Below are 22276 nucleotides of genomic sequence, written 5' to 3'. Positions count from 1 at the left end.
GTCGGTCTCCGTGGGGTCAGCGGTTTTGTGGGGTTCGGGAATCTCGGTGGGGGGTGTTGCGGTGGGGGCGGAGTGACGGGCGGCGGGTCGGGGGGTGGTGGACGACCTCGCGGGCGGGGACGCCGGGCTTGTTCTCGGCGGGGGACCACACGGGCTTGCCCATGACCATCAACGGATCGAACATCACGACGACGCCGGCGAGCAGCAGGAAGGCCAGCGGGCCGACCATCATCGGCGCGAGCAGGGAGGCGGGCGAGTCACCGGCGACGGGGGCGGACGTGTTGTGCAGATGGACGCTGAGGGCGGCCATGCCGGTGTAGTGCATGCCCGTGACGGCGAGGCCCATGACCAGGCTCGCGCCCACGGTCCACAGGAATCCCCTGACCTGCCCGGCGGCCCACAGGGCGGCGGTGGCGGCGACGACGGCTATGACCACGGAGACGGCGACGGTGACCGTGTTGTACTCCAGTTGCCCGTTCAGGCGCATGCCGGCCATGCCCAGGTAGTGCATCGAGGCGATGCCCAGGCCGGTGACGGCACCGCCGGTCATCAGGGGGGTGCCGGTCGCGCCCCGGTAGCCGACGATGAAGACCCCGATGCCCACCATGACGATGGCGACGCCCAGGCTCGCGAACGTGATCCCCCGGTCGTAGTGGATCGGCGCCTGCTCGACCTTGAACCCCATCATGGCGACGAAGTGCATGGTCCAGATGCCGGAGCCGATCGCCGTCGAGCCGAGAGCCAGCCAGCCGGGTCGCCAGGACCGGCTGACCAGCATGGATCTGGTGGTGCAACGCAGGCCGAGGGCACCGCCGAGGCAGGCCATGAGGTAGGCCACCAGCGGTGTGACGAGTCCGTAGCTGAATCCGTCGACCGTGCCTTGCATGCGCGGCTGCCCTTCCGCCCTCTTACGTCCCGGAATTCCCTGAAAAGTGCCCCTTCCCAGCACCGCCCGAACGGTCAGGGCTGAGGCAGAGAGTATGACTGCCACCGGAATGGTCGAACGATTTTCCGGCAAAGAAACACGCCCTTGCCCCAGTTGTGCGGCACCAGTGAGCGGACTCGGGACACGCCCGTTCAGGATGTGTCCATTCTGTACCCCGCTGCTGTTGACCCGGTGCTGTCACAGTTGTGCTGTACGTGATCGCTCGACGCGAGGAGTACGTATGCACGCGCGCGCCGCGGCCGCCCTGACCACCGCCCTCCTGGGGACCGCCGCCCTCCTGCTTCCCGCAACCGACGTCCGGGCCGTCGAGGACGGCACCCCGCCCACCCTCATCGCCCACCGGGGCGGTTCCGCCTACGCCCCCGAGAACACCCTTGCCGCCGTCGACAAGGCCGCCCGGCTCGGTGCCGTCTGGGTCGAGAACGACGTCCAGCGCACCAAGGACGGCGAACTCGTCGTCCTCCACGACGACAGCCTCCAGCGCACGACCGACGTGGAGCAGGTCTTCCCCGGACGGGCGCCCTGGAAGGTGAAGGACTTCACCGCCGCCGAGATCGCCCGGCTGGACGCGGGCGGCTGGTTCAACGCCGCCTACGCGGGCGCGCGCGTGCCGACGCTGGAGCAGTACGTGCGCCGCGTCGATCTCCACCATCAGAAACTGCTCCTCGAACTCAAGAACCCGGAGCTCTACCCGGGCATCGAGCGGGAGACCCTCAAGCTCCTCGGCAACGAAGGGTGGCTCGACGGGACGCACCGGGGCCGGCTGGTCGTGCAGAGCTTCAGCGCCGCCAGTCTGCGAACCGTCCACGACCTCGCCCCCGCTGTGAAGACCGGCTTCCTAGGCACGCCGTCCGTGGCGGACCTGCACACGTACGCGTCCTTCGCGGACCAGATCAACCCGTCGTACACCACCGTCTCCACGGCGTACGTCTCCGCCGTCCACGCCTTCACCGGTCCGCACGACAAGCCGCTGGAGGTCTCCGTCTGGACCGTCAACACCGCGGAGGCCGCGCGCAGGGTCGCCGGGTACGGCGTCGACGGCATCATCACCAACAAGCCGGACGTGGTGCGGGACGCGCTGTCCGGCTAGCGGGCGGTTCGCCCAGGTCACCGCGTGTTGTCAGTGGCGGCTCGTACGGTGGTGGCATGAACAGCCATGGGCAGGGCGAGCAGCGGATCGTGTGGACCGTCGTCGGCACCGACATCGGCCCGCTGCTGCTGGCCGCGACCGACGAGGGTCTGGTCAACGTGGTCTTCCACGCCACCGACCCGGTCCGTGACAAGGCGCTGGAGCGGCTCGCGTCCCGGCTGGGCACCGAGCCCGTCGAGGCGCCCGGCTCTCCGCTCCTGGCCGAGGCGATACGCCAGGTCGAGGCGTATTTCGCGGGCGAGCGGCACGACTTCGAGTTGCCCCTGGACTGGTCGCTGATCTCCGGCTTCAACCGGCAGGTGCTGCGCGAGCTGGCGTCCGGCGTGCGGTTCGGCCAGGTCGTCGGGTACGGCGATCTGGCCGGGCGGGTCGGTCAGCCGGGTGCCGCGCAGGCCGTCGGGGTGGCCATGGGCTCCAACCCGCTGCCGGTCGTCGTGCCCTGCCACCGGGTGGTCGAGAGCGACGGCGGCATCGGGGGCTTCGGCGGGGGTCTGGAGACCAAGCGGAAGTTGCTGGCTCTGGAGGGTGTGCTGCCCGAGCCGCTGTTCTGAGGCGGTGCCGCCTGGCGCCCCTGAGAGGTCCTGTCCGGCGCTCCGGATGCCGCCTCGACCGGCGCTCCGCAGGAGTCTCGTCCGGTCCGCGCGCGACGGCTGGCCGGAAGGCCGACGCGGTAGCAGACTCCGCCGTGCGCACAGCCACTGGCATCCGAGGGCTCGGAGCCGAAGGGACGGCGATCAGACATGAGCGGAAACAGGGCAGTCGCGTATCTCAAGCCGGGTGCGGTGGAGGTCAGGACCGTCGACCACCCCACGCTCGAGCTCCAGGACGGGCCGGGGGTGTCTCCCGAGGCGGTCGGCAGGAAGTGCCGGCATGGGGTCATCCTCAAGGTCCTCGCCACCAACATCTGCGGCAGCGACCAGCACATGGTGCGCGGACGGACGACCGCGCCCGAAGGGCTGGTCCTGGGACACGAGATCACCGGCGAAGTCGTCGAACGGGGCCCGGACGTCGAGTTCGTCGACGTCGGCGACATCGTCTCCGTACCGTTCAACATCGCCTGCGGGCGGTGTCGTAACTGCAAGGAGGGCAAGACAGGGATCTGCCTGAACGTCAACGCGTCCCGCCCCGGGGCGGCCTACGGCTATGTCGACATGGGCGGCTGGGTCGGCGGCCAGGCCGAGTACGCCATGGTGCCGTACGCCGACTTCAATCTGCTGAGGTTCCCCGACCGGGACGAGGCCCGCGAGAAGCTGCTCGACCTGACCATGCTGTCGGACATCTTCCCGACCGGCTTCCACGGTGTGGTGACGGCCGGCGCGGGCGTCGGTTCGACCGTGTACGTCGCAGGGGCGGGCCCGGTGGGCCTGGCGGCGGCCGCCTCGGCGCAGCTCCTCGGCGCCGCCGTGGTCATCGTCGGCGACCTCAACGCCGAGCGTCTCGCCCAGGCACGGAGCTTCGGCTGCGAGACCGTCGACGTGTCGCAGGGCGCCGTGGAGGACCAGATCGCCCAGATCCTCGGGGAACCGGAGGTGGACGCCGCGGTCGACGCGGTGGGCTTCGAGGCCCGCGGCCACGGCAAGGACGCCCAGGAGGCGCCCGCGACCGTCCTCAACTCGCTGATGGGTCTCACGCGCGCGGGCGGTGCGCTGGGGGTCCCCGGCCTGTACGTCACCGAGGACCCCGGCGGGGTCGACGAGGACGCGAGGAGCGGGACGCTGAAGGTGCGGCTCGGGCTCGGCTGGGCCAAGAGCCACCGCTTCACCACCGGACAGTGCCCGGTGATGAGGTACCACCGGAGCCTGATGATGGCGATCCTGCACGGCCGTGTGCACATCGCCAAGGCGGTCAACGCGACGGTCATCGGACTGGAGGACGCGCCGCGCGGCTACGCCAAGTTCGACCAGGGCGCCAGCCGCAAGTACGTGCTCGACCCGCACGGGGCGCTGAACGGCGTACGGCCGGTCTGACACCGTGGGCGAGGGGGCCACGCGTGCGCGTGCGCCCCCTCGCGCGGTCAGTCGTAGTGACGTGCCTCGAAGACGTTCCCGTCCGGATCACGGAAGTAGAAGCTGCGCCGGGCCATTCCGCGGGCGCCGAAGGAGTCGTGGGAGAAGTCCGAGACGGGCACGGAGCGTTCCTCCAGCCGGGCCCGGAGTGTCTCGAACTCGCCGGCGGGCATGGCCAGGCAGACATGGTTGACGGGGTGTCCCGCGCTCTCGGCGGCGCCGGGGACCATGGACATTCCGCCCGCCAGGGTGAGCGGCATGAGGTCGAGGATGGTCTCGTCGTTGAGCCGTACGGAGGGGAAGGACACCGTTCCGGCGGCGTAGTCGGTGAGCCGCACGGGCTCCGTGCCCAGGGTCTTCTCGTAGAAGTCGGCCGATGCCACCGGGTCGCGCACCCAGAGGACGACATGGTCGAGACGTGTCGAGTTGTCCGTCATGCACCCCAGGCTGGGGTCCTCCTCCCCGGCTCGCAAGGGTTTGACCGGACGTGCCGCCCGCCAGAGATGAGGGAAGACCGATCGACAGGAGGCAGGCCGTGGTGCTGGTGGTGTCCGAAGAGGTGCGCGAGGCGATCGACGCGCGTCGACCCGTGGTGGCCCTGGAGTCCACGATCATCGCGCACGGGCTGCCGCGTCCGCGCAATCTGCAGGTGGCGCTGGAGCTGGAGGACGTCGTACGGCAGGAGGGGGCCGTGCCGGCGACGATCGCCGTACTGGACGGCCGTCCCCATGTCGGCCTCGACAAGCAGCAGTTGGAACGGGTCGCGAACGAGGACGGGATCCGCAAGCTGGGGCACCGGGATCTGCCGCTCGCGGTGGCCGCGGGGGTGAGCGGGGCGACCACGGTGTCCGCCACGGCCCAGCTCGCGGCGCTGGCCGGGGTGGAGGTGTTCGCCACGGGCGGGCTCGGCGGGGTGCACCGGGAGTGGACGACGACCCAGGACGAGTCGGCCGACCTCGGCCTGCTGGCGCGTACGGCGATCACCGTGGTGTGCGCGGGCGTGAAGTCCATCCTGGACGTGCCCGCGACGCTTCAGCGCCTTGAGACGCTGGGGGTCGCGGTCGCCGGTTACGGCACGGACCGCTTCCCCGGCTTCTACCTGTCCGACTCCGGTTTTCCGGTGGAGTGGCGGCTGGACTCCCCCGAGCAGGTGGCGGAGGTCATGCGCGCGCGTGAGGCGCTCGGCGCGCCCGGCTCGGCGCTGATCGTCGCCAACCCGGTGCCCGAGGAGGAGCAACTGGATCCCGACTTGCACGCGCGCGTGCTCGCGGAAGCGCTCCAGGCCTGCGAGGAGGCGGGCGTCACCGGTCAGGGGGTCACGCCGTTCCTGCTGAGCCACCTGATGCGGCACACCGACGGCGCGTCCCTGAGCGCCAACCTGGCGGCGGTGCGGGGCAACGTGCGGCTGGCGGCACGGATCGCGGCCGCGCGGGCTGGGGCGTGACGACGGACGGGCTCGACACCGCCGCGGCCGTCCGGGGTGGCGCCCTCCTGGTCGTCGGGGACGTCATCACGGACGTCGTCGCCCGGCACCGGGGACCGCTCGCCGCCGGAACGGACACCGCCGCCGCGATCCGTACGGTGCCGGGCGGGGCGGGGGCCAACGTGGCCTGCTGGGCCGCCCGCGGCGGCGGTGCGGAGGTACGGCTGCTGGGGCGGGTGGGCGCGGACTCGGCCGCCTGGCACGAGCGGGAGTTGGTCGCCTGCGGCGTACGACCCAGGCTGGTCGTCGATCCGAAGGCGCCGACCGGGACGGTGATCTGCCTCGTGGACAACGGGGAGGCCGCCGAGCGGACGTTCCTCACCGACAGCGGCGCCACGCTGCGGCTGGAGCCGGACGACTGGTCGGACGCGTTGCTCGACGGCGTGGCGCGGCTGCACGTGTCGGGCTACCTCCTGTTCTCGGAGCCCAGCCGGGCGCTGGTGGCCGTGGCCCTGGAGTCGGCACGCGCGCGTGGAGTCCGGGTCAGTCTGGACCCGGCCTCGGCGGGCTTCCTGCGCGAGGCGGGACCGGGCCGCTTTCTCTCGCTGGTCGAGGGGGTGGACGTCCTGCTGCCGAGCCGGGACGAGGCGTGCCTGCTCACCGGCCTGCCCGACGTGGCCGACGCCGCGGCCGAGTTGAGCCGCCGCTTCCCGCTGGTGGTGGCCAAACAGGGGGCGCAGGGTGCGCTGATCGCCCGGTCCGGAGCGGTGTACGCCCACGTGCCCGCGGTGGCGGCGACGCCCCGGGACACGACGGGGGCGGGTGACGCCTTCACGGGCGCGTTCCTGGCGTCCCTGCTGGCGGGCGCCAGACCTGAGGAGGCGGCGGCGGAAGGATGCCGGGCGGGCGCGCTGGCGGTCGAACGGGTGGGCGGGAGACCACCGGTTCCGGAATGAGGGCCGGGTGGGGCCGGGTGGCTGGGCTGAGTCGGGCAGATGGCCGATCGGCGGGTCGCCGGCCGCCGGAGTGACGGCCGGCGGGTGGGCCGACGGCTCGGGACCGACGACCGGTCGTTCCGCTGGCGGACACTGGATTGACGGAGCGTCAGCGGGCGCCCGGGGCGGCAGATGCTGCTGGAAGCTCCAAGCTCCGGACTCCGGCCCGCTGAGACGACTCCCGCTCCCCCGCTACGCTTTGCGCCCCCAGGCCGAGATCAGCGGGGCCGTGGCCAGATCCATCGTGCCGGTGGCGACATTGGCGAGGTGACGGTCGATGTCCTCGTCCGTGGCGAGGCCCGCCTTGACCAACTGCGCGCGGATCTGGCGGATCGTGGCGGACTCCAGGGCGGCGCAGGCAGGCGAGGCGAGCGGGAAGTACGCGTCGGCGGCCACCTGGCGCAGACCGGCCTCGCGAAGCAGACGCGGGAGGGTGCGTCCGTAGGAGAGGTCGGCGCCGCGGTCGGCGAGCAGTCGGCGAAAGCCCTGGCGCAGCCGGTTCGCGAGCTGTTGCTCGGGGCCGTGCTCGTCGGGGCAGGTCAGCGGTTGCAGGGCGGGGTCGCCGTCCTCCAGCAGGAGCCGCCCGCCGGGACGCAGGGACTTGATCATCGAGCGCAACGCCCTTTCCCGGTCCGGCACATGGACCAGGACGAGCCGGGCGTGCACCAGGTCGAAGCCGTCCCCGGGCGGTTCCTCGGCGCTCACGTCGTGGACGCGTACGTCCACCGGCGGGCGGGCCGCCGCGGTGAGAAGGGTGGTGTCGATGTCCGTGGCGACGACCTTGCCGGTCGGGCCGACCTTCTTCGCCAGCCAGGACACCACGGACGTGCCGCCCGCGCCGACCTCCCAGCAGCGCCAGCCGGATCCGATGCCGAATGCTTCGAGGTGCCGGAAGGTCGTGGGGTCGAAGAGGGTGGCGAAGGCGTCGAAGCGCTCTGCCGCCTCCGCCTGCCGGTTGTCGAGGAGGTACCCGTCGGTTGGTGTCATGTCGCGATGATCCCAGTCGTCGGGCTTGTCCGAACGGACGACGCGGTTCCTACGAGGAGAGGGTCGCAGTCCGTCCACCGGACGACCGGCGCGACAGCCGGGGCGAGGGGTTTTCCACAGGCGGGAACCAAGCGGAACGGGCCCTGTCCACAGGCTCACCCGGTGCTTGCGTCGACCTGGCAAACTGGCGCGCCAGGACGCAGAACCGCGTCGCACGGAGGTCCACGCGAGGAGATCCAGATGTCCATGGCAGGGAATCTGCGAAAGGTCACGAGCTTCGGCAGGGTCGGTGGCCTGCGCAAGGTGGCCCGGTTGGCCAGGCGGCGTCCGCGCGTCGACCTGAGCCACCACGCCCGCTCCCCGCTGGGCACCTCGGTGGTCAACTGCGTGACGTACAAGGAGGGCGCCCGCATCCCCGTCGACGGCGATCTGGTCGACACCGTGGAGCGGGTGCGCGACAGCCGTGACGGTTTTGTCTGGCTCGGTCTGCACGAGCCGTCGGACATCGAGTTCGAGGGCATCGCGGACCTCTTCGACCTGCATCCGCTGGCCGTCGAGGACGCGGTCGAGGCCCATCAGCGCCCGAAGGTGGAGCGCTACGGCGAGACGCTGTTCGCGGTGTTCAAGACGGTCTGCTATGTGGAGCACGAGGAGCTCACGGCGACGAGCGAGGTGGTCAACACCGGCGAGATCATGGTGTTCGTCGGCGAGGACTTCGTGATCACGGTGCGGCACGGCAGCCACGGTTCGCTGGGTCCGCTGCGCGAGGAGCTGGAGTCCGACCCCGCGCAGCTCGCCAAGGGGCCTGCCGCGGTCCTGCACGCGATCGCGGACCACGTGGTCGACGACTACCTGGACGTCACCGACTCCATCCAGTCGGACATCGACCTGGTCGAGACGGCCGTGTTCGCGGACAACGGCGCGCGGGTCGACCCGGGCCGCATCTACCAGCTCAAGCGCGAACTCCTGGAGCTGAAGCGGGCGGTGGCCCCGCTCAGCCGCCCGCTGGAGGAGCTCTCCGCCCGGCCGATCCACGTCATCGCCCCGGAGATACAGGCGTACTTCCGGGACGTCTCCGACCATCTGCTGCGCGCCAAGGAGCAGATCGCCGCGTTCGACGAGCTGCTCAACTCGATCCTCCAGGCGCACCTCGCGCAGGTGACGGTCGCGCAGAACGAGGACATGCGGAAGATCACGGCCTGGGCCGCGGTGATCGCCGTCCCGACGATGGTCTGCGGGGTCTACGGCATGAACTTCGAGCACATGCCGGAGCTGCACTGGACGTTCGGCTACCCGTTGGTCATGGGCGTGATAGCCGTCGGCTGCGGTGTCCTGTACCGCGGTTTCCGGCGCAACGGCTGGCTGTGATCGGAGGCCTACGCGGGACGGGTGCGTGGACGGGTCAGTGGGTGGTGGAGGAGCGCGCGTAGACGCTCTCGGCCCAGCCGGCGATCTGCTCGTCCGTCAGGTGCCGGGCCAGGTCGGACTCGCTGATCATGCCCACCAGGCGCTTGTTCTGGATGACGGGGAGCCTGCGGATCCGGTGCTCCTGCATCTCGTGGAGGACATCGCTCACGTCGGCGCCGGCGTCGATCCAGCGGGGGGTGCCCTGGGCCATCTCGCCGGCGGTGACCGCGGCCGGGTCGCGGCCGACGGCGACACAGTTGATGACGATGTCGCGGTCGGTGAGGATGCCGCACAGCCGTTCGTCGGCATCGCTGATGGGCAGGGCTCCGACGCCGAGTTCACGCATCAACTGGGCGGCGCGGTCGAGGGTCTCGTGGGCGGGGATCCACTGGGCACCCCGGTGCATGATGTCTCCGGCGGTGGTCATGGAGTACCTCCCGGTGCCTGACGGCCGGCGCGGCGCGGGCGGCACCGCAAGTCCCGGCGCCCTACATTCTCGCGGCGCCGGAAGGGGCCCGCACCTGGAACCGGGCGGTAACGGAGCCGGGGGGTAACGGGGGCGGGCGGTAACGGGCCGGGGCCGGGCAGCGGCGCCACGCCCCTCGGATCACCGGGATCGGCCGGAGCAGCCCGAACAGCCCGGACAACCGGATCGACCGGAACAGCCGGAGCAGCCGAACGGTCGGATCGGCAGGGTCAGCCAATCGGCAGGACAGGCAGGACAGGCCGGTTCACCCGTTCCACGCAGGGTGGCGGGGATCGTCGGCGCGGACGAGGACGTCGGCCGTGCCGGCCGGGTCGGTCTCCTCGCCGTAGCGCTCGTAGGCGGGGAGGGTCCAGTGGTCGGGCTCGGGGGTCCGGCGACGGAGGGCGCCCTCGGAGAGGAGGACGTGGACGGTCAGGTCGAAGGGGAACCAGTGGCGCAGCAGGAGGGGGCCGTGGAGCAACAGGACGCCGCCGGGCGGGAGTTGGACGTAGGGGCTGCGGGTGGCGCGGTCGGTGACCGGGTCCCACAGGTCGGGCAGGATCCGTCCGTCGCCGCCGGGTTCGAGGGGGCCGAAGACCTCGCGCCAGAGGGCACCGGTGTCGAACCAGCCGTTGTAGTAGGCCTCCAGATCGTGGTGGCCGTATTCCAGGCGGAGGGAGGCGGGGCGCAGGAAGCCCTCGACGCCGACGACGAGCGAAGGACGGCCGCGTATCCGGAGGGCCTCGGCCACGCGGTCGGCGAGTTCGCCCGGGCGGGCCGCGGGGGCGCCGTCGAGGGCGACGCGGGGCCAGGGGCTGCCGTCGGCCGGCTTCAGGTCGAGGAGGCGGTCGGCCAGCCGCTCGCCCAGTCGGTCCCAGGTGATCGCTTCGAGTCGCACGTGGCCATGATGCGTCAGACGAGGATCAGGATGCCGCGGGCCTGGGTGGCGGGGCTGACATCCGCGCTCGACGCCCTCCCACGGACACCCGCACCCCGCCGTGCCGCGTCGGCGACACCATCCCTGCGCCCACTGCACCCGGTGCGGCGGGCTGCGGGCGTGGGTGTCGGTGAGGGGTGCGGCCGGGGAATGAATCCCTCATGACCGGCCTCGCGACTCCTCCGGCCCGTGGCGGGCTTCTCGTGGTCCAGCCGTTGCGGAGGCGGCACTGTGCGGAGTGCCGGGGCGGACCGTTGCCGCTGCTGGTGGTCGAGGGCGGGGCGCCTCGGTGTCTCGACTGCGCCGACCTCGGCCACCTGGTGTTCCTGCCGCGCGGGGACACGGCGCTGACGCGTCGGTCGCGGGAGGAGAGCGGCCTGTCGGCGGTGGTGGTCCGGTTCAACCGGCGCAAGGGCCGGTACGAGCGGCAAGGCGTCCTCGTCGAGGAGGCGGGGCTGGCCAAGGCCGAGGGGCGGTGTCTGGCCGACGCGGAGGCGCGACGGCGGCGTCGGGTGCGGGACGCGCGGCGGCGGGCGGCGGAGGACGTGCGGTTCGCGGAGGCGTTCGCCGCGGAGATACGGAGGCTGTTCCCTGGGTGTCCCGACGGGCGGGCCCGGGCCATCGCCTCGCACGCGTCCCTGCGGGGCAGTGGGCGGGTGGGGCGCAGTGCGGCGGGGCGGGCCCTGTCGGAGCGGGCGGTGGTGTCGGCGGTGGTGGCGTCCGTACGGCACGTGGACACGCCGTACGACGCGTTGCTGATGAGCGGGGTGGCGCGACACGAGGCGCGGCGGCGGATCGCGGGGCGGGTGGAGGCGGTACTGACGGGGTGGCGGGAACCGGGGCTGGTGGTACGGGAGGAGGCGGGCTGACGATCCCACGTCTGACGATCCACGCCTGGCGATCCCACGTCTGGCGATCCCTTCTCGGCGACCCTTTCTCGGCGACCCCTTCTCGGCGCCCCCTGCTTGGCGACCCGGACAGCGGCTCCTTGGCGTCCCCGGTTGCGAGCCGGCCGAGGTCCTGACAGCCGGCCGAGGTCCTGACAGCCGGGGCGCATCCCTCCCCCACTCCCCAGCCCCACCTCCCGCGCGCACCCGGTGTGAAGGGCTTCTGGGCGGATCGTGGGGATGGACGGCTGGTTATGCGGGTGCGCGGAATGGCCATGGTCCGTGGGGCGGGGGCGGGATTCACTGGTGGGGACGGGTGGTGCCGGGCCGGACGTGGGAGCTGGTGTTGAGATGATCGATGGGCCTTACTTCGTGCTGGTCGTGCTCGGGGTGCTGGGGACCGGGCTGGTGGCCGGGGTGTTCTGCGCGTTCTCGACGTTCGTGATGAGAGGGCTCGCCGCGTTGCCGCCCGCACAGGGCGTCGCCGCGATGAACGCCATCAACGTGAGCGCGGTGCGGCCGCCGTTCATGGCGGTGTTCGCCGGGTCCGCGGTGCTGTGCTCGGTGATCGCGGTGGTGACGTTCGTGCTGTGGCCGGACGAGGGGACCGTGGAGCTGCTGGTGGGCAGCGCGCTGTATCTGTTCGGCGCGTTCGGGCTGACGATGGTGGCGAACGTGCCCCGCAACGACGCCCTGCTGCGACTGGACCCGGGCACCGCGGAGGCGACGGCGTACTGGCCGACGTACGTGCGCGAGTGGACGATGTGGAACCACGTGCGCGCGGTCGCCTCCGGCGCGGCGGCGCTGGCGTACCTGCTGGCCCTCACCTGAGCGCACAAGCACCCCCTCCCCGGGACACGTCCTGCGAACCCGACCTTCACAGCCCCGGGAAAGCGCTGTCCCGTACCGCTCACCGGCACTCTGCGCGAGTGGCCGAGGAGTCGTATCGTGGCCGAAAGGAGTTCCGCAGGGGTGCCGCCCGATGACGCACGTCCGTGTCGGACGCGTCAGCGTCACCAGCGCGAGCGAGGAAGACGGCCATGGCCGATCCCAAGGGATTCATGACCACCCCGCGCCAGGACTGGCCGCGTCGGCCGGTCGGGGAGCGGGTCCGGGACTGGGACGAGGTGTACGTCCCCGGTGCGCTGCTGCCCATCATCAGCAAACAGGCGGATCGCTGCATGGACTGCGGCGTCCCCTTCTGCCACCAGGCCTGTCCGCTGGGCAACCTCATCCCCGAGTGGAACGACCTGGTCTCACGGGAGGACTGGCGGCAGGCCGCAGACCGGCTGCACGCGACGAACAACTTCCCCGAGTTCACCGGCCGGTTGTGTCCGGCGCCGTGTGAGGCGGGGTGCGTGCTCGCCATCAACCAGCCGGCCGTCACCATCAAGAACGTCGAGGTGGCCGTCGCGGAACGGGCCTGGGAGCTCGGGTTCGCGCCACCGCGCCCGCCGGACCGGCTGTCCGGGCGGACCGTGGCGGTGATCGGGTCGGGGCCGACCGGGCTCGCCGCGGCACAGCAGTTGACGCGGGCGGGACACACCGTCGCCGTCTACGAGAAGGACGACCGGCCAGGCGGGCTGATGCGGTACGGCATCCCCGAGTTCAAGATGGAGAAGCACCATCTGGAGCGACGGATCGAGCAGATGCGGGCCGAGGGGACGAAGTTCCGTACGTCGACGGCGGTCGGGCGGGATGTCGGGGCGGCGGAGTTGCGGACCCGGTACGACGCCGTGGTGATCGCCACCGGGGCCACGGCCTGGCGTGAACTGGACGTGCCGGGGCGGCAGTTGGCCGGAGTGCGGCAGGCCATGGAGTATCTGCCGTTGGCCAACCGGGTCCGCGAGGGGGAGCTGGCGGTGTCCCCGCTGTCGGCCGCCGGGAAGCATGTCGTGATCGTGGGCGGGGGTGACACGGGGGCCGACTGTCTGGGGACCGCGGTGCGTGAAGGGGCCGCCTCCGTGACCCAGTTGGACATCTACGCCCAGCCGGGAGGTGCGCGGGACGAGGATGTCGAGCCGTGGCCGACGTACCCGAAGATCTACCGGCTGTCGGCGGCGCACGAGGAGGCCCGCGATCTGGTGACGGCACCCGCGGCGGATGCGGACGCGCGCCTGTTCGCGGCGTCCACGCTGCGCTTCACCGGGGACGAGGACGGGCATGTGCGGTCGTTGCACCTCGTCGAGGTGGACGCGGCGCGGCGGCCGGTGACGGGCACGGAACGGACGCTGCCCGCCGACCTCGTGCTGCTGGCGCTCGGGTTCTCCGGGCCGGACCGGGAGGACGGGCTGGTGGATCAGTTGGGACTGGAGCTGGAGCCCCGGGGGACGGTCGCGCGGGACGCGGGGTTCGGGACGAACGTGCCGGGGGTGTTCGCCGCGGGGGACGCCGCCCGGGGGCAGTCGTTGATCGTGTGGGCGATCGCGGAGGGGCGGGCGGTCGCGGCGGCGGTCGACCGTTATCTGACGGGGAGTTCACAACTCCCGGCGCCGATCGGCCCGTACGACCGGCCGATGACGGTGTGAGCCGGCGCAGAGGTCGACACGAAGGTCAGCGCAGAGGGCGACACGAAGGTCAGCGCAGAGGTCGACACAGGGAAACTCCCCGGCCCCTCACCTCCGTGCACCCCCAGCCCCTCACCCCCGTTCATCCGTCCCCGCCACCTTCCCCGTCGCCAGGGCCACCCTGTTCCACGTGTTGATCGTGAGGATCAGGGACAGCACGTGGGCCAGTTCCTGTTCCTCGAAGCAGGCCGCGGCCCGGGCGTAGACCGCGTCCGGGACTCCCCCGTCGGCCACCAGCGTGACGGCCTCCGTGAGGGCGAGGGCCGCCTGTTCCCTCTCCGTGAAGAAGTGCCGGGCCTCGCGCCAGACCGGGACCATGTGGAGGCGGTCCTCGGACTCGCCGGCCTTGCGGGCGTCGTTGGTGTGCATGTGGAGGCAGTACGCGCAGTGGTTGAGGTGCGAGGCGCGGATCTGGATCAGCTCGACGAGGGCGGGGTCGAGGCCCTCGCGGGCCGCCGTGTCGAAGCCGATCAGCGCCCGGAAGACCTTCGGGGCCGCCTTCGCGAGGTTCAGTCGGGCGGTGTCCGTCACGTGCTGGTTCGTCGTGGTCATACAAGGAATCTACGGCCCGGAAAGACCGGTTGTAGGGTGCATTTCCGTGGCGGAAACGTGGGTCAATTACGCGCAGCGGATCGGCTCCGACCTGCATCTGGAGCTGGTCGGGCCGGGGAGTGGACGGGCCGTGCTCATCACGGCCCTGCGGGACGCCGTCCGCAGCGGGCGGCTCGCCCCGGGCACCCGGCTGCCGCCGTACCGCTCGCTCGCCGCCGACCTCGGGGTGGCGCGCAACACCGTGGCGGACGCCTACGCCGAACTCGTCGCCGAGGGCTGGCTCACCGCCCGTCAGGGGTCCGGCACCCGCGTCGCCGAACGGACCCGGCCGCTCGCCGCCGCCGTACGCCCGAAGGCACCCGCGCGGGCCCCGCGCCACGACCGGCCCGTTCTGCACGACCTGCGCCAGGGCACCCCCGATGCCTCCTCCTTCCCCCGGTCCGCCTGGCTCGCCTCCTACCGCCGGGCCCTCCACCAGGCGCCCAACGAGGTCTTCGGACCCGGCGACCCCGCCGGGCGGCCGGAGTTGCGTGCGGCCCTCGCCGACTACCTCGCACGCGCGCGTGGCGTGCGCACGGAGCCGAGCCGGATCGTCGTCTGCTCCGGGTTCGCGCACGCCCTGCGACTGCTCTTCGGACACGGAGCCGGAAGCGGAAACGGAGGGGGAGGCGGAAGCACCAGCGGACGCAGGCGCGGAACCGGAGAACGAGCCGGCGACCGGGTCGGCGGTGGACGGATCCTGCGCGGACCGCTCACCGTCGAGGCGTACGGACTCCCCTTCCACCGGGAGCTGCTCGCGGCCCAGGGCGTACGGACCGTGCCGCTCCCCCTCGACGCAGACGGCGCGCGCGTGGACCGGCTGGGCCGCGAGCGGGTCGTACTGCTCACGCCCGCCCACCAGTTCCCCACCGGCGGCCCGCTGCACGCCGAGCGGCGGGCGGGGGTGGTCGACTGGGCACGCGCGCGGGGCGCGGTGGTGCTGGAGGACGACTACGACGGGGAGTTCCGCTACGACCGCAAGCCTGTCGGCGCCCTCCAGAGCCTCGACCCCGAGCGGGTGATCCTGATCGGCTCGGTCAGCAAGAGCCTGTCGCCCGCGGTGCGGCTGGGCTGGATGGTGCTGCCCGAGCGGTACGTCGACGACGTGCTCGCGGCCAAGGGCGAGCGGGAGGCCTGGGCGAGCGTGCTCGACCAACTGGCCCTCGCCGACCTGATCGCCTCCGGGTCCTACGACCGTCACGTACGCCGGATGCGTCAGCGCTACCGGAGTCGCCGGGACCGGCTCGTCGCCGCGCTGGCCGAGCACGCGCCGCACATCGAGGTCAGCGGGGTCGCGGCGGGACTGCACGCGGTGCTGCGGCTGCCGCCGGGGACCGAGCGGTCGGCCGTCGAGACCGCCGTACGGCACGGGGTCGGGCTCGACGGGCTCGCGGGGTTCCGTCACCCGGACACCGACATGCCGGCCCACGACGGCCTGGTCGTGGGGTACGCGACGCCTCCCGAGCACGCGTACGGAGCGGCCCTGGAGGCACTGTGCGCGGTGCTGGCGCAAGGAGGCCCGCCTCTGTAGGAACCTCCCGCCCCTCTTCACAGGGCCCTTGAAAAGCGGAACAGCCACCCCTGCCGGTGGTGGCTGTCAGCAGGATGGTGGCTGCTCCGCGTCGTACGGCGTCCTGGTTCCGAGCCCTCTTCTCAGTCGGTCCCGACGATTCAGTGCTTAGCAATGGCGCAACGAGTCAGGAGAGCAGGAAGTCGGCCACCCCCGCCTTCGCGCCCTCGATGAAGGCGGTCATCTCGTCGGTCGTGTAGATCAGTGCCGGTCCGTCCGGATCGGTGGACTGGCGCACGGCGATCCGTCCGTCGGCGAGCTTCATCGCCTCCAGGCAGTTGCCGCCGTTGCCGCCGCTCCACGGCTTGTGCCAGCCTTCGCTCCCCAGCTCCCGGGCGGGCATGCCGTTGTAGACGGGGAGACGGGGCTTGATGCGATTCATTCACAGCTCCTTGCGGAGATCCCGGAGGATCTCCTTCGTGCGATGTGCCGTAGCGGCCTGCGCCGCCATGCGGTCCATGACCTCGAGGTGGGTCGCCACCTCGACACGCGCGTCCAGGTAGACCGCGCCGGTCAGGTACTCGCTGTAGACCATGTCCGGGAGTTCCGGCATGGCGAATCGGAAGAGCACGAAGGGCCCGTACGTCCCGGGGTGCGGCCCGTTGGCGAACGGGGCGACCTGGAGCGTCACGTTGGGCAGCTTCGTCGCCTCGAGCAGCTTGTCGATCTGCGCACGCATCACCTCCGGGCCGCCGACGGGGCGGCGCAGCACGGTCTCGTCCATGACCACCCACAGCCGGGGCGCGTCCTGACGGGTGAGCAGTCCCTGCCGTTCCATGCGCAGGGCCACATGGCGCTCGATGTCCTCGGGGCTGGTCTGGCCGATGGCGCCCGAGCGCAGGACGCCACGCGCGTAGTCCTCGGTCTGGAGCAGACCGGGCACGAAGTGCGGCTCGTACTCGCGGATGAGCGCGGCCGCGCCCTCCAGGCTGACGTGCATCGAGAACCAGCCGGGCAGCACGTCGTGGAAGCGCTGCCACCAGCCGGGGCGGTTGGCGTCCTCGGCGAGCTGGACGAAGTCCTCGGCTTCCTGGTCGGAGACGCCGTAGGCCTTCAGCAGCAGTTGCAGGTAGGGGATCTTGAGCCCGACCTCGGCCATCTCCATACGGCGGACGGTGGCGGGGGCGACCCGGAGGATGCGGGCGGCCTCCTCGCGCTTGAGCCCGGCGCGTTCCCGCAGGTCCAGCAGGCGCCGACCGAGGACGACCTGCCCGACCGTCGGCGCGGACCGCGGTTCGCTCACGCTCCACCTCCACTGAGTCACATTCGGCGCGTCAAGGCATGTACGGGCGTCACCGCCACCAGCATGCTGACAGGCCAGCGGCGCCATTCGAAGACCTGAATCGAAGATCTGTACGAATACGAATATCGCTGCGTACGGATCTCCGGTGATCCCAACTGGCGCCGCTCGACATGCTGTTGCGAGCAGTGTGCCACGGCCTCTCACCGCGTCACACAGCACTCTGCATTTTTCAGAGTGACACTTGCCAAGTGTTCACGACGGGGCGATAGTGGCAAGCGTGATTCCGTCCCCGCCCTTAGGAACAGACGCTGCCGAAGACCGTCCCCAGGGTCTCGGTGCTGTCGCGGGACTGGGGCCCGACAGGGCCGCTGCCCGGCGCCGGTTCCGTTTCGAGCTGGCCGCGCACCCGGGTTCTCCCGCGCAGGCCAGACGCCTGACGAGGGCGCGGCTGACCCATTGGTCCGTCTGTGAGGACACCTGCGACTCGGCCGCCCTGGTGGTCTCCGAGCTGGTGACCAACGCCATCGTGCACACCGCGAGCAGCCGTGTGGTCTGCGAGCTGCACGACAACGACGACCTGGTGCGGATAGCCGTCCGTGACGAGGGCTGCGCGCCGGGTGAACCGCATCCGTCCCCGCAGCGCGGCGAAGAGGAGCACGGGAGGGGACTGCTCCTCGTCGACTCCCTCTGCCACGCGTGGGGCGCCCATGAGCACGGCCCCGGGCTGCTGGTCTGGGCGGAGCTGCCCCGCAAGGCGGACGAGCCCCGCACGGACACCGCTCCGCGCAACGACCTGGGCTGGGGAGCCCGCCCCAAGCCGGTGCCCTCCGGGGAGCCGGGCCAGGGGGACGAGGCCGAGGAACACCACAGAGCGGCGCCCGAGGGGACGGCCCGCGAGCACGGATCGGGGGGCGCGGACGCATGGGCGTGAGGAGCGGGTCCGGCGGCCAGGTGCTGAGCCTGGACACGCTGGTCCGCCTCGGTCGCGGACTGCGGACACCGGGGACACCGCACCGGCTGGCCGTGCCGGAGGGGATGACGGCACCGCTGGGCTGCGACGCGGTGCGGATACCGGCGCCGCTGAGCGAGCAGCTCGTGTCCCGGTTGCCACGGGCCGGGTGCGTGTACGCCGATGACACGCACTGGTGGTGGCTCGTTCCCGCCGACTCCGACTACGCGCTCGAATGGCCCGTGCCCGCCCAGTACGCCACCGGGGCGCTTGTTCCGGACGCCCCGGTGGTGCCGTCCCTCGTGCACCGGGGCGAGGGGACGCTGCCCTACACCCCGCCGATACCGCTGTACCTGGCGCTGTGCCGGCTGACGGGGACGACACCCACGTGGTCCCGGCCGGTCAGCCCGGCGGGACAGGTTCCCTGAGGCGGATCGCCCGCCGGGTCCCGTGAAGGGGCTCGCCCGGACGGCCCGCCGGGTCCCGGGTCCCTTGGAGGAATCGCCCCGAGGCGTGCGCCCGCTTGTTCCGCCCGCTTTCCTCTGCGCCCTGCCCTGCTCCCGTCCGCCCCGCCATAGTTGCCCCGTCCACGATCGGGGGGAGGCCGGCGGTGGGGAAACGGCGTGGTTCCGAGCAGCCCGGCGTCTCCGAGTCGGAGCGGCTGCTCTTCGGGGGGCCGTTGCGCTACGACGCGGGGTGGAACTCGCACTCCGACGCGTTCCTGGAGCTGGGGTTCCGGGCCATGGTCGGCCGGTTGCCCGCGCTGCTCTCAGGGAGTCTGCGGCTCGCCTGGCAGGCCGACCGGCGGGCCGCGCGGATCGTGCTGGTCGCCGAGGTCGGCCGGGGACTGACGCAGGCCGTGAGCCTGCTCGCCGTGAACAGCGTGCTGGGGCGGCTGATCGGCGGCGGCGCCCTGGAGGACCGGCTGCGGGGGGCCGTGCCCGCGCTGGTGACGATGGCCGCCGTCATGCTCGTGGGAGCGGTGCTGCGGGCGGCGTCGACGTACGCCACGGGTCGACTCGAACCCAAGGTCGAGCGGGTGGCGACCGAGCGGTACCTGGAGCAGGCGGCCACCGTGGAGCTGGCCGCGATCGAGGACCACGCCTTCCACAAGCTGCTGGACACCGCGCAGTACGGCGCCTCCTCGGCCCGCCGGATGATCTCGTTCGCGACCCGTGTGGTGAACGCGATGATCTCGCTGATCGCGGCGGCGGGCGTGCTGACCGTGCTGCACCCCGCACTGCTGCCGTTGCTGGTCACGATGACGATCCCGAGCGGCTGGGGCGCGCTGACCATCGCGCGCCGGCAGTACGAGTCCTTCCACACCTGGGTGCAGCACGCGCGGGCGGGCCGGCTGCTCGGCGCCCTGCTGATCGAGCCGGAGTCGGCGCCGGAGATCCGGGTGCACGGGGTGGGCCCGTTCCTGCTCAGGCACTACCGGGCGATGGCGGAGACGGCGGAGGCGGAGCAGGCCCGGCTGGCCCGGCTCGCCGCCCGCACCGGGCTGATCGCGGCCGCCTGGACGGGCCTGGCCACGGTGGCGACGTACGCGACGCTCGGCGGGCTGCTGCTGGGGGGCGCGATGGCACTCTCGGTGGCCGGAACGGCCGTGATCGCCGTGCGCACCGGCTCGCAGAGCCTGAACACCCTGGTCGTCGAGATGAACGCGCTGCACGAGGAGGCCCTGTTCGTCGGGGACCTCCAGCGGCTCTACCGGGAGGCCGCCAAGTGGGCCGTCCCGACGGGCGGGGAGGCGCTCCCGGACGAGCCGCGCGAGATCCGCTTCGAGAACGTCACCTTCGGCTACCCGGGTGACACCCGCCCCGCGCTCGACGACGTGACGCTCACCCTGCCGCTCGGCAAGATCATCGCGCTGGTCGGTGAGAACGGCTCGGGCAAGACCACCCTGGTCAAGCTGCTGGCCGGGCTGTACGCCCCGGACCGGGGCCGGATCCTGTGGGACGGGGTGGACGCGGCGCACGCGGACCGGCGGCTGCTCGCGGAGCGGGTCGCGATGGTCGCCCAGGACTTCAAGCGGTGGCCGTTCACCGCCCGCGTCAATGTGGCGGTGGGCCGCACCTCGGCGCCGCTGACCGACGAACGGGTGTCCGGGGCGGTCGCGGAGGCCGGGGCCGGGGAGGTGCTGGCCGATCTGCCGCGCGGTCTGGACACCCTGCTGGCCCGCAACTTCAGCGGCGGGCACGAGCTGTCGGGCGGGCAGTGGCAGCGGCTCGGGATCGCCCGGGCCGCCTACCGGCGCGGCCACATCCTGATCGTGGACGAACCGACGGCCGCCCTGGACGCCCGGGCCGAGCTGGAGGTGTTCGAGAAGATCCGCGCGCTGGCCGGTACCGGTCAGACGGTCGTCCTGATCACCCACCGGCTGGCGTCCGTACGGCACGCGGATCTGGTGCACGTCCTGGAGCAGGGCCGGCTCGTGGAGTCGGGCACGCCCGACGAGCTCCTGGCCTCCGGTGGTGTCTACGCGGAGCTGTACTCGCTCCAGGCCGAGCAGTTCACGGCAAGGGTGCCCGCCGAGGAGGCGGGCTGACCTCATGCGAGGGCGTCGACCGCTGCCTCTCCACTGCGGACGATCACCAGGAACATGTCGGACGCGAGGTCCATGACGACCTCCGCCTGCAGCCCTTCGAGACGCCTCGCCTGCGCGAACTCCTCCGCGGGCCACGATCCACGCGGCCCGCCAGCGGGAAAGCGTTCGAGCACTGTTCGCCCGTTCACCACCCTGCACCTCCAGAAAGCGTGTGCTCACCCGTAGGAGCACTTGTAGGAGTTAACGCCTTCCGTGGCCCGAAAGCCTCGGTGAGTTGCCGTACTGAGACGTAGTTGACACGCGTTCAGCGCGAAGCGTGAGATTCCGACTACTCACCGGTCACTTCCGTCGCTTTATGTGTCAGTCCTCGTACTCATCGTGATAACGCATGCGCACACTGCCCGCAGGCGCCCCAAGAGCCGACGCACGCCCCTTGGGTTCCTCCCACTCCTCCTGCCGGCCCAGGGCGGTCAGGTCGAGGAGGGTGGTGGTGGAGCCGAGTCCGTCGAGGCCGCGCTCATAGGTCGAGTAGGTGTGGAAGACCCGGTCCCGGTCGCGCAGGAAGCAGCTCATCCCGGGCCGCTCGGCCGGCTCCCCGTCGATCTCCAGGGTGACCTCGAAGTCGCGGTTGAAGTCGCTGTCGTACGACGAGTACCAGGGCACGGTCCATCCCATCCGCGCCTTGAACGGCAGGATCCTCGTGTACGGCGCTCTCGACACGGCCGCGAACGTCGTCCCCCGCGCCTTCAGATGCGCCAGGTGCCCGATCTGGTCCAGGAAGGCGGAGCAGCTCCGGCAGCCCGCTTCCCATTCCGGGGCGAACATGAAGTGGTAGACGACGAGCTGGCCGCGACCCTCGAAGAGGTCCAGCAGGGTGGCCTTGCCGTCGCCGCCCTCGAAGACGTACTCCTCCTCCACCTCGACCATGGGCAGTCTGCGCCGCTCGGCGTTGAGGGCGTCCCGCGCGCGCGTGGCCGCCTTCTCCCTGACCAGCAACTCCTCGCGCGCCGCGCGCCATTCGTCCCGCGAGACGATCTCCGGTAGCGCCATGGGGTCCCTCCTGTGCAACGGTCCGTCCGGGGTGGTGACCGCGGGGAGGGGCGGAACTCATCGGTGGCGCGGAGATTTTTTCCGTACGGCGCCCGGGGCGCGGGGCCTTGACGCCCGAGTCCGGTTACTGGCCGGTACGAAAGGTTTGTAAGATCCACTTCGACCAATGCAAGCCCACCATGGGGGAAACAGCACATGACCAAGCGCTACTCCGTTCTGGCCGTCTCCGCGGCCGTCGTCGGCGGCTTCTTCCTCACGTCCGTGCCCGCTCACGCCGCCGTCTCGGCGGACCGGGGCGCGGTGACGGTCAAGGCCACCGTGACCTGCGACAAGAACCGGATGCGGCAGCAGATCGCCTCCCTGAAGAGCAAGGCCGCCAAGCTGAAGCAGTTGGGGGAGACCGCGGCGGCCAGGAAGGCGCTCAGCGACGCGGCCGCCCTCCAGAAGAAGCTCGACGCCTGCATCAGGGCCGAGGAGGACACGAGCAAGCCGTTCCCCGGCTAGGTTCCGCCTTCCGGCGCTCGGTGCCGTCCGCCCCGTTCAGCGGGCGG

At 71.7% G+C, this 22276-nt stretch carries 24 protein-coding genes; 14 read left to right on the top strand and 10 right to left on the bottom strand.

Annotation, left to right across the window (positions count from 1 at the left end):
* Nucleotides 1-16: 16 nt before the first annotated feature.
* Entirely contained in the window at nt 17-886 is an 870-nt protein-coding gene (locus ACZ66S_RS29390; RefSeq protein WP_469904557.1) for an MHYT domain-containing protein, read from the bottom strand.
* A gap of 280 nt (nt 887-1166) precedes the next feature.
* On the opposite strand from ACZ66S_RS29390, the gene ACZ66S_RS29385 reads away from it, so the two are divergent.
* The 3 genes from ACZ66S_RS29385 to fdhA all read left to right on the top strand — a co-directional run bounded on the left by ACZ66S_RS29385 (nt 1167) and on the right by fdhA (nt 4063).
* Nucleotides 1167-2036, top strand: a complete 870-nt coding sequence (locus ACZ66S_RS29385; protein ID WP_469904556.1) for a glycerophosphodiester phosphodiesterase — start codon at nt 1167-1169, stop codon at nt 2034-2036.
* Between the two features lie 56 nt (nt 2037-2092).
* Entirely contained in the window at nt 2093-2647 is a 555-nt protein-coding gene (locus ACZ66S_RS29380; RefSeq protein WP_469904555.1) for a methylated-DNA--[protein]-cysteine S-methyltransferase, read from the top strand.
* Nucleotides 2648-2836: 189 nt separating this feature from the next.
* Nucleotides 2837-4063, top strand: a complete 1227-nt coding sequence (gene fdhA / locus ACZ66S_RS29375) for a formaldehyde dehydrogenase, glutathione-independent (protein WP_469904554.1) — start codon at nt 2837-2839, stop codon at nt 4061-4063.
* A 47-nt stretch (nt 4064-4110) separates the two neighbouring features.
* Here the strand turns inward: fdhA and ACZ66S_RS29370 are convergent, their stop codons facing one another.
* The gene (locus ACZ66S_RS29370; protein WP_469904553.1) at nt 4111-4539 is read right to left on the bottom strand and encodes a VOC family protein; all 429 of its coding nucleotides are present in this window, start codon (nt 4537-4539) and stop codon (nt 4111-4113) included.
* Between the two features lie 98 nt (nt 4540-4637).
* Between ACZ66S_RS29370 and ACZ66S_RS29365 the strand changes: the two genes are divergently transcribed.
* Nucleotides 4638-5546 carry a pseudouridine-5'-phosphate glycosidase gene (locus ACZ66S_RS29365; protein ID WP_469904552.1) on the top strand — a complete coding sequence of 303 codons (909 nt, stop codon included), beginning with the start codon at nt 4638-4640 and terminating at the stop codon, nt 5544-5546.
* The gene (locus ACZ66S_RS29360; RefSeq protein ID WP_469904551.1) at nt 5543-6481 is read left to right on the top strand and encodes a carbohydrate kinase family protein; all 939 of its coding nucleotides are present in this window, start codon (nt 5543-5545) and stop codon (nt 6479-6481) included. The genes ACZ66S_RS29365 and ACZ66S_RS29360 overlap by 4 nt, the downstream gene beginning before the upstream one ends.
* Before the next feature lie 231 nt (nt 6482-6712).
* Here ACZ66S_RS29360 and ACZ66S_RS29355 read toward each other — a convergent pair whose 3' ends face one another.
* Nucleotides 6713-7507, bottom strand: coding sequence for a methyltransferase domain-containing protein (locus tag ACZ66S_RS29355; RefSeq protein ID WP_469904550.1), 795 nt, complete (start codon nt 7505-7507; stop codon nt 6713-6715).
* A gap of 240 nt (nt 7508-7747) precedes the next feature.
* On the opposite strand from ACZ66S_RS29355, the gene ACZ66S_RS29350 reads away from it, so the two are divergent.
* Nucleotides 7748-8875: a magnesium and cobalt transport protein CorA gene (locus ACZ66S_RS29350; protein WP_469904549.1), complete on the top strand. Its 1128-nt coding sequence runs from the start codon at nt 7748-7750 to the stop codon at nt 8873-8875.
* A gap of 34 nt (nt 8876-8909) precedes the next feature.
* Here ACZ66S_RS29350 and ACZ66S_RS29345 read toward each other — a convergent pair whose 3' ends face one another.
* On the bottom strand, nt 8910-9341 hold the full coding sequence (locus ACZ66S_RS29345) for a CBS domain-containing protein (RefSeq protein ID WP_469904548.1): 432 nt from the start codon (nt 9339-9341) through the stop codon (nt 8910-8912).
* A gap of 304 nt (nt 9342-9645) precedes the next feature.
* A complete protein-coding gene (locus ACZ66S_RS29340) occupies nt 9646-10278 on the bottom strand; it encodes a nucleoside/nucleotide kinase family protein (RefSeq protein ID WP_469904547.1) in 633 nt (210 codons plus the stop codon).
* Between the two features lie 200 nt (nt 10279-10478).
* Here ACZ66S_RS29340 and ACZ66S_RS29335 point away from each other — a divergent pair, with 200 nt between their 5' ends.
* The 3 genes from ACZ66S_RS29335 to ACZ66S_RS29325 all read left to right on the top strand — a co-directional run bounded on the left by ACZ66S_RS29335 (nt 10479) and on the right by ACZ66S_RS29325 (nt 13732).
* Complete coding sequence (locus ACZ66S_RS29335; protein ID WP_469904546.1) at nt 10479-11186, top strand: DUF2293 domain-containing protein; 708 nt, start codon at nt 10479-10481, stop codon at nt 11184-11186.
* A gap of 369 nt (nt 11187-11555) precedes the next feature.
* On the top strand, nt 11556-12035 hold the full coding sequence (locus ACZ66S_RS29330; protein ID WP_469904545.1) for an anthrone oxygenase family protein: 480 nt from the start codon (nt 11556-11558) through the stop codon (nt 12033-12035).
* 209 nt (nt 12036-12244) lie between these two features.
* Nucleotides 12245-13732 carry a glutamate synthase subunit beta gene (locus ACZ66S_RS29325; protein WP_469904544.1) on the top strand — a complete coding sequence of 496 codons (1488 nt, stop codon included), beginning with the start codon at nt 12245-12247 and terminating at the stop codon, nt 13730-13732.
* 111 nt (nt 13733-13843) lie between these two features.
* On the opposite strand, the gene ACZ66S_RS29320 is transcribed toward ACZ66S_RS29325, so the two are convergent.
* Nucleotides 13844-14323 carry a carboxymuconolactone decarboxylase family protein gene (locus tag ACZ66S_RS29320; RefSeq protein WP_469904543.1) on the bottom strand — a complete coding sequence of 160 codons (480 nt, stop codon included), beginning with the start codon at nt 14321-14323 and terminating at the stop codon, nt 13844-13846.
* A gap of 46 nt (nt 14324-14369) precedes the next feature.
* Between ACZ66S_RS29320 and ACZ66S_RS29315 the strand changes: the two genes are divergently transcribed.
* Nucleotides 14370-15893 carry an aminotransferase-like domain-containing protein gene (locus tag ACZ66S_RS29315; RefSeq protein ID WP_469904542.1) on the top strand — a complete coding sequence of 508 codons (1524 nt, stop codon included), beginning with the start codon at nt 14370-14372 and terminating at the stop codon, nt 15891-15893.
* Nucleotides 15894-16059: 166 nt separating this feature from the next.
* On the opposite strand, the gene ACZ66S_RS29310 is transcribed toward ACZ66S_RS29315, so the two are convergent.
* The gene (locus tag ACZ66S_RS29310) at nt 16060-16314 is read right to left on the bottom strand and encodes a DUF397 domain-containing protein (protein ID WP_007381290.1); all 255 of its coding nucleotides are present in this window, start codon (nt 16312-16314) and stop codon (nt 16060-16062) included.
* Nucleotides 16315-17175, bottom strand: a complete 861-nt coding sequence (locus ACZ66S_RS29305) for a helix-turn-helix domain-containing protein (RefSeq protein WP_053851854.1) — start codon at nt 17173-17175, stop codon at nt 16315-16317. It abuts the gene before it with no gap.
* Between the two features lie 268 nt (nt 17176-17443).
* On the opposite strand from ACZ66S_RS29305, the gene ACZ66S_RS29300 reads away from it, so the two are divergent.
* The 3 genes from ACZ66S_RS29300 (at nt 17444) to ACZ66S_RS29290 (ending at nt 20675) form a co-directional block, all read left to right on the top strand.
* On the top strand, nt 17444-18106 hold the full coding sequence (locus ACZ66S_RS29300) for an ATP-binding protein (RefSeq protein ID WP_469904541.1): 663 nt from the start codon (nt 17444-17446) through the stop codon (nt 18104-18106).
* Nucleotides 18097-18552 carry a hypothetical protein gene (locus ACZ66S_RS29295; RefSeq protein ID WP_469904540.1) on the top strand — a complete coding sequence of 152 codons (456 nt, stop codon included), beginning with the start codon at nt 18097-18099 and terminating at the stop codon, nt 18550-18552. Before ACZ66S_RS29300 ends, ACZ66S_RS29295 begins: the two co-directional genes overlap by 10 nt.
* Nucleotides 18553-18734: 182 nt before the next feature.
* Entirely contained in the window at nt 18735-20675 is a 1941-nt protein-coding gene (locus ACZ66S_RS29290; RefSeq protein ID WP_469904539.1) for an ABC transporter ATP-binding protein, read from the top strand.
* A 2-nt stretch (nt 20676-20677) separates the two neighbouring features.
* On the opposite strand, the gene ACZ66S_RS29285 is transcribed toward ACZ66S_RS29290, so the two are convergent.
* Together ACZ66S_RS29285 and ACZ66S_RS29280 are read right to left on the bottom strand one after the other, a co-directional pair.
* The gene (locus tag ACZ66S_RS29285; RefSeq protein ID WP_356585990.1) at nt 20678-20863 is read right to left on the bottom strand and encodes a hypothetical protein; all 186 of its coding nucleotides are present in this window, start codon (nt 20861-20863) and stop codon (nt 20678-20680) included.
* A 172-nt stretch (nt 20864-21035) separates the two neighbouring features.
* Nucleotides 21036-21725: a DUF899 domain-containing protein gene (locus ACZ66S_RS29280; protein ID WP_469904538.1), complete on the bottom strand. Its 690-nt coding sequence runs from the start codon at nt 21723-21725 to the stop codon at nt 21036-21038.
* A gap of 195 nt (nt 21726-21920) precedes the next feature.
* Between ACZ66S_RS29280 and ACZ66S_RS29275 the strand changes: the two genes are divergently transcribed.
* Entirely contained in the window at nt 21921-22229 is a 309-nt protein-coding gene (locus ACZ66S_RS29275) for a hypothetical protein (RefSeq protein ID WP_469904537.1), read from the top strand.
* The last annotated feature ends 47 nt before the right edge of the window (nt 22230-22276 follow it).

Source organism: Streptomyces sp. NPDC107471 (genome assembly GCF_055582845.1).
Note: the sequence above shows the minus strand (reverse complement) of the source record. Positions and strands in the feature narration are given on the sequence as shown.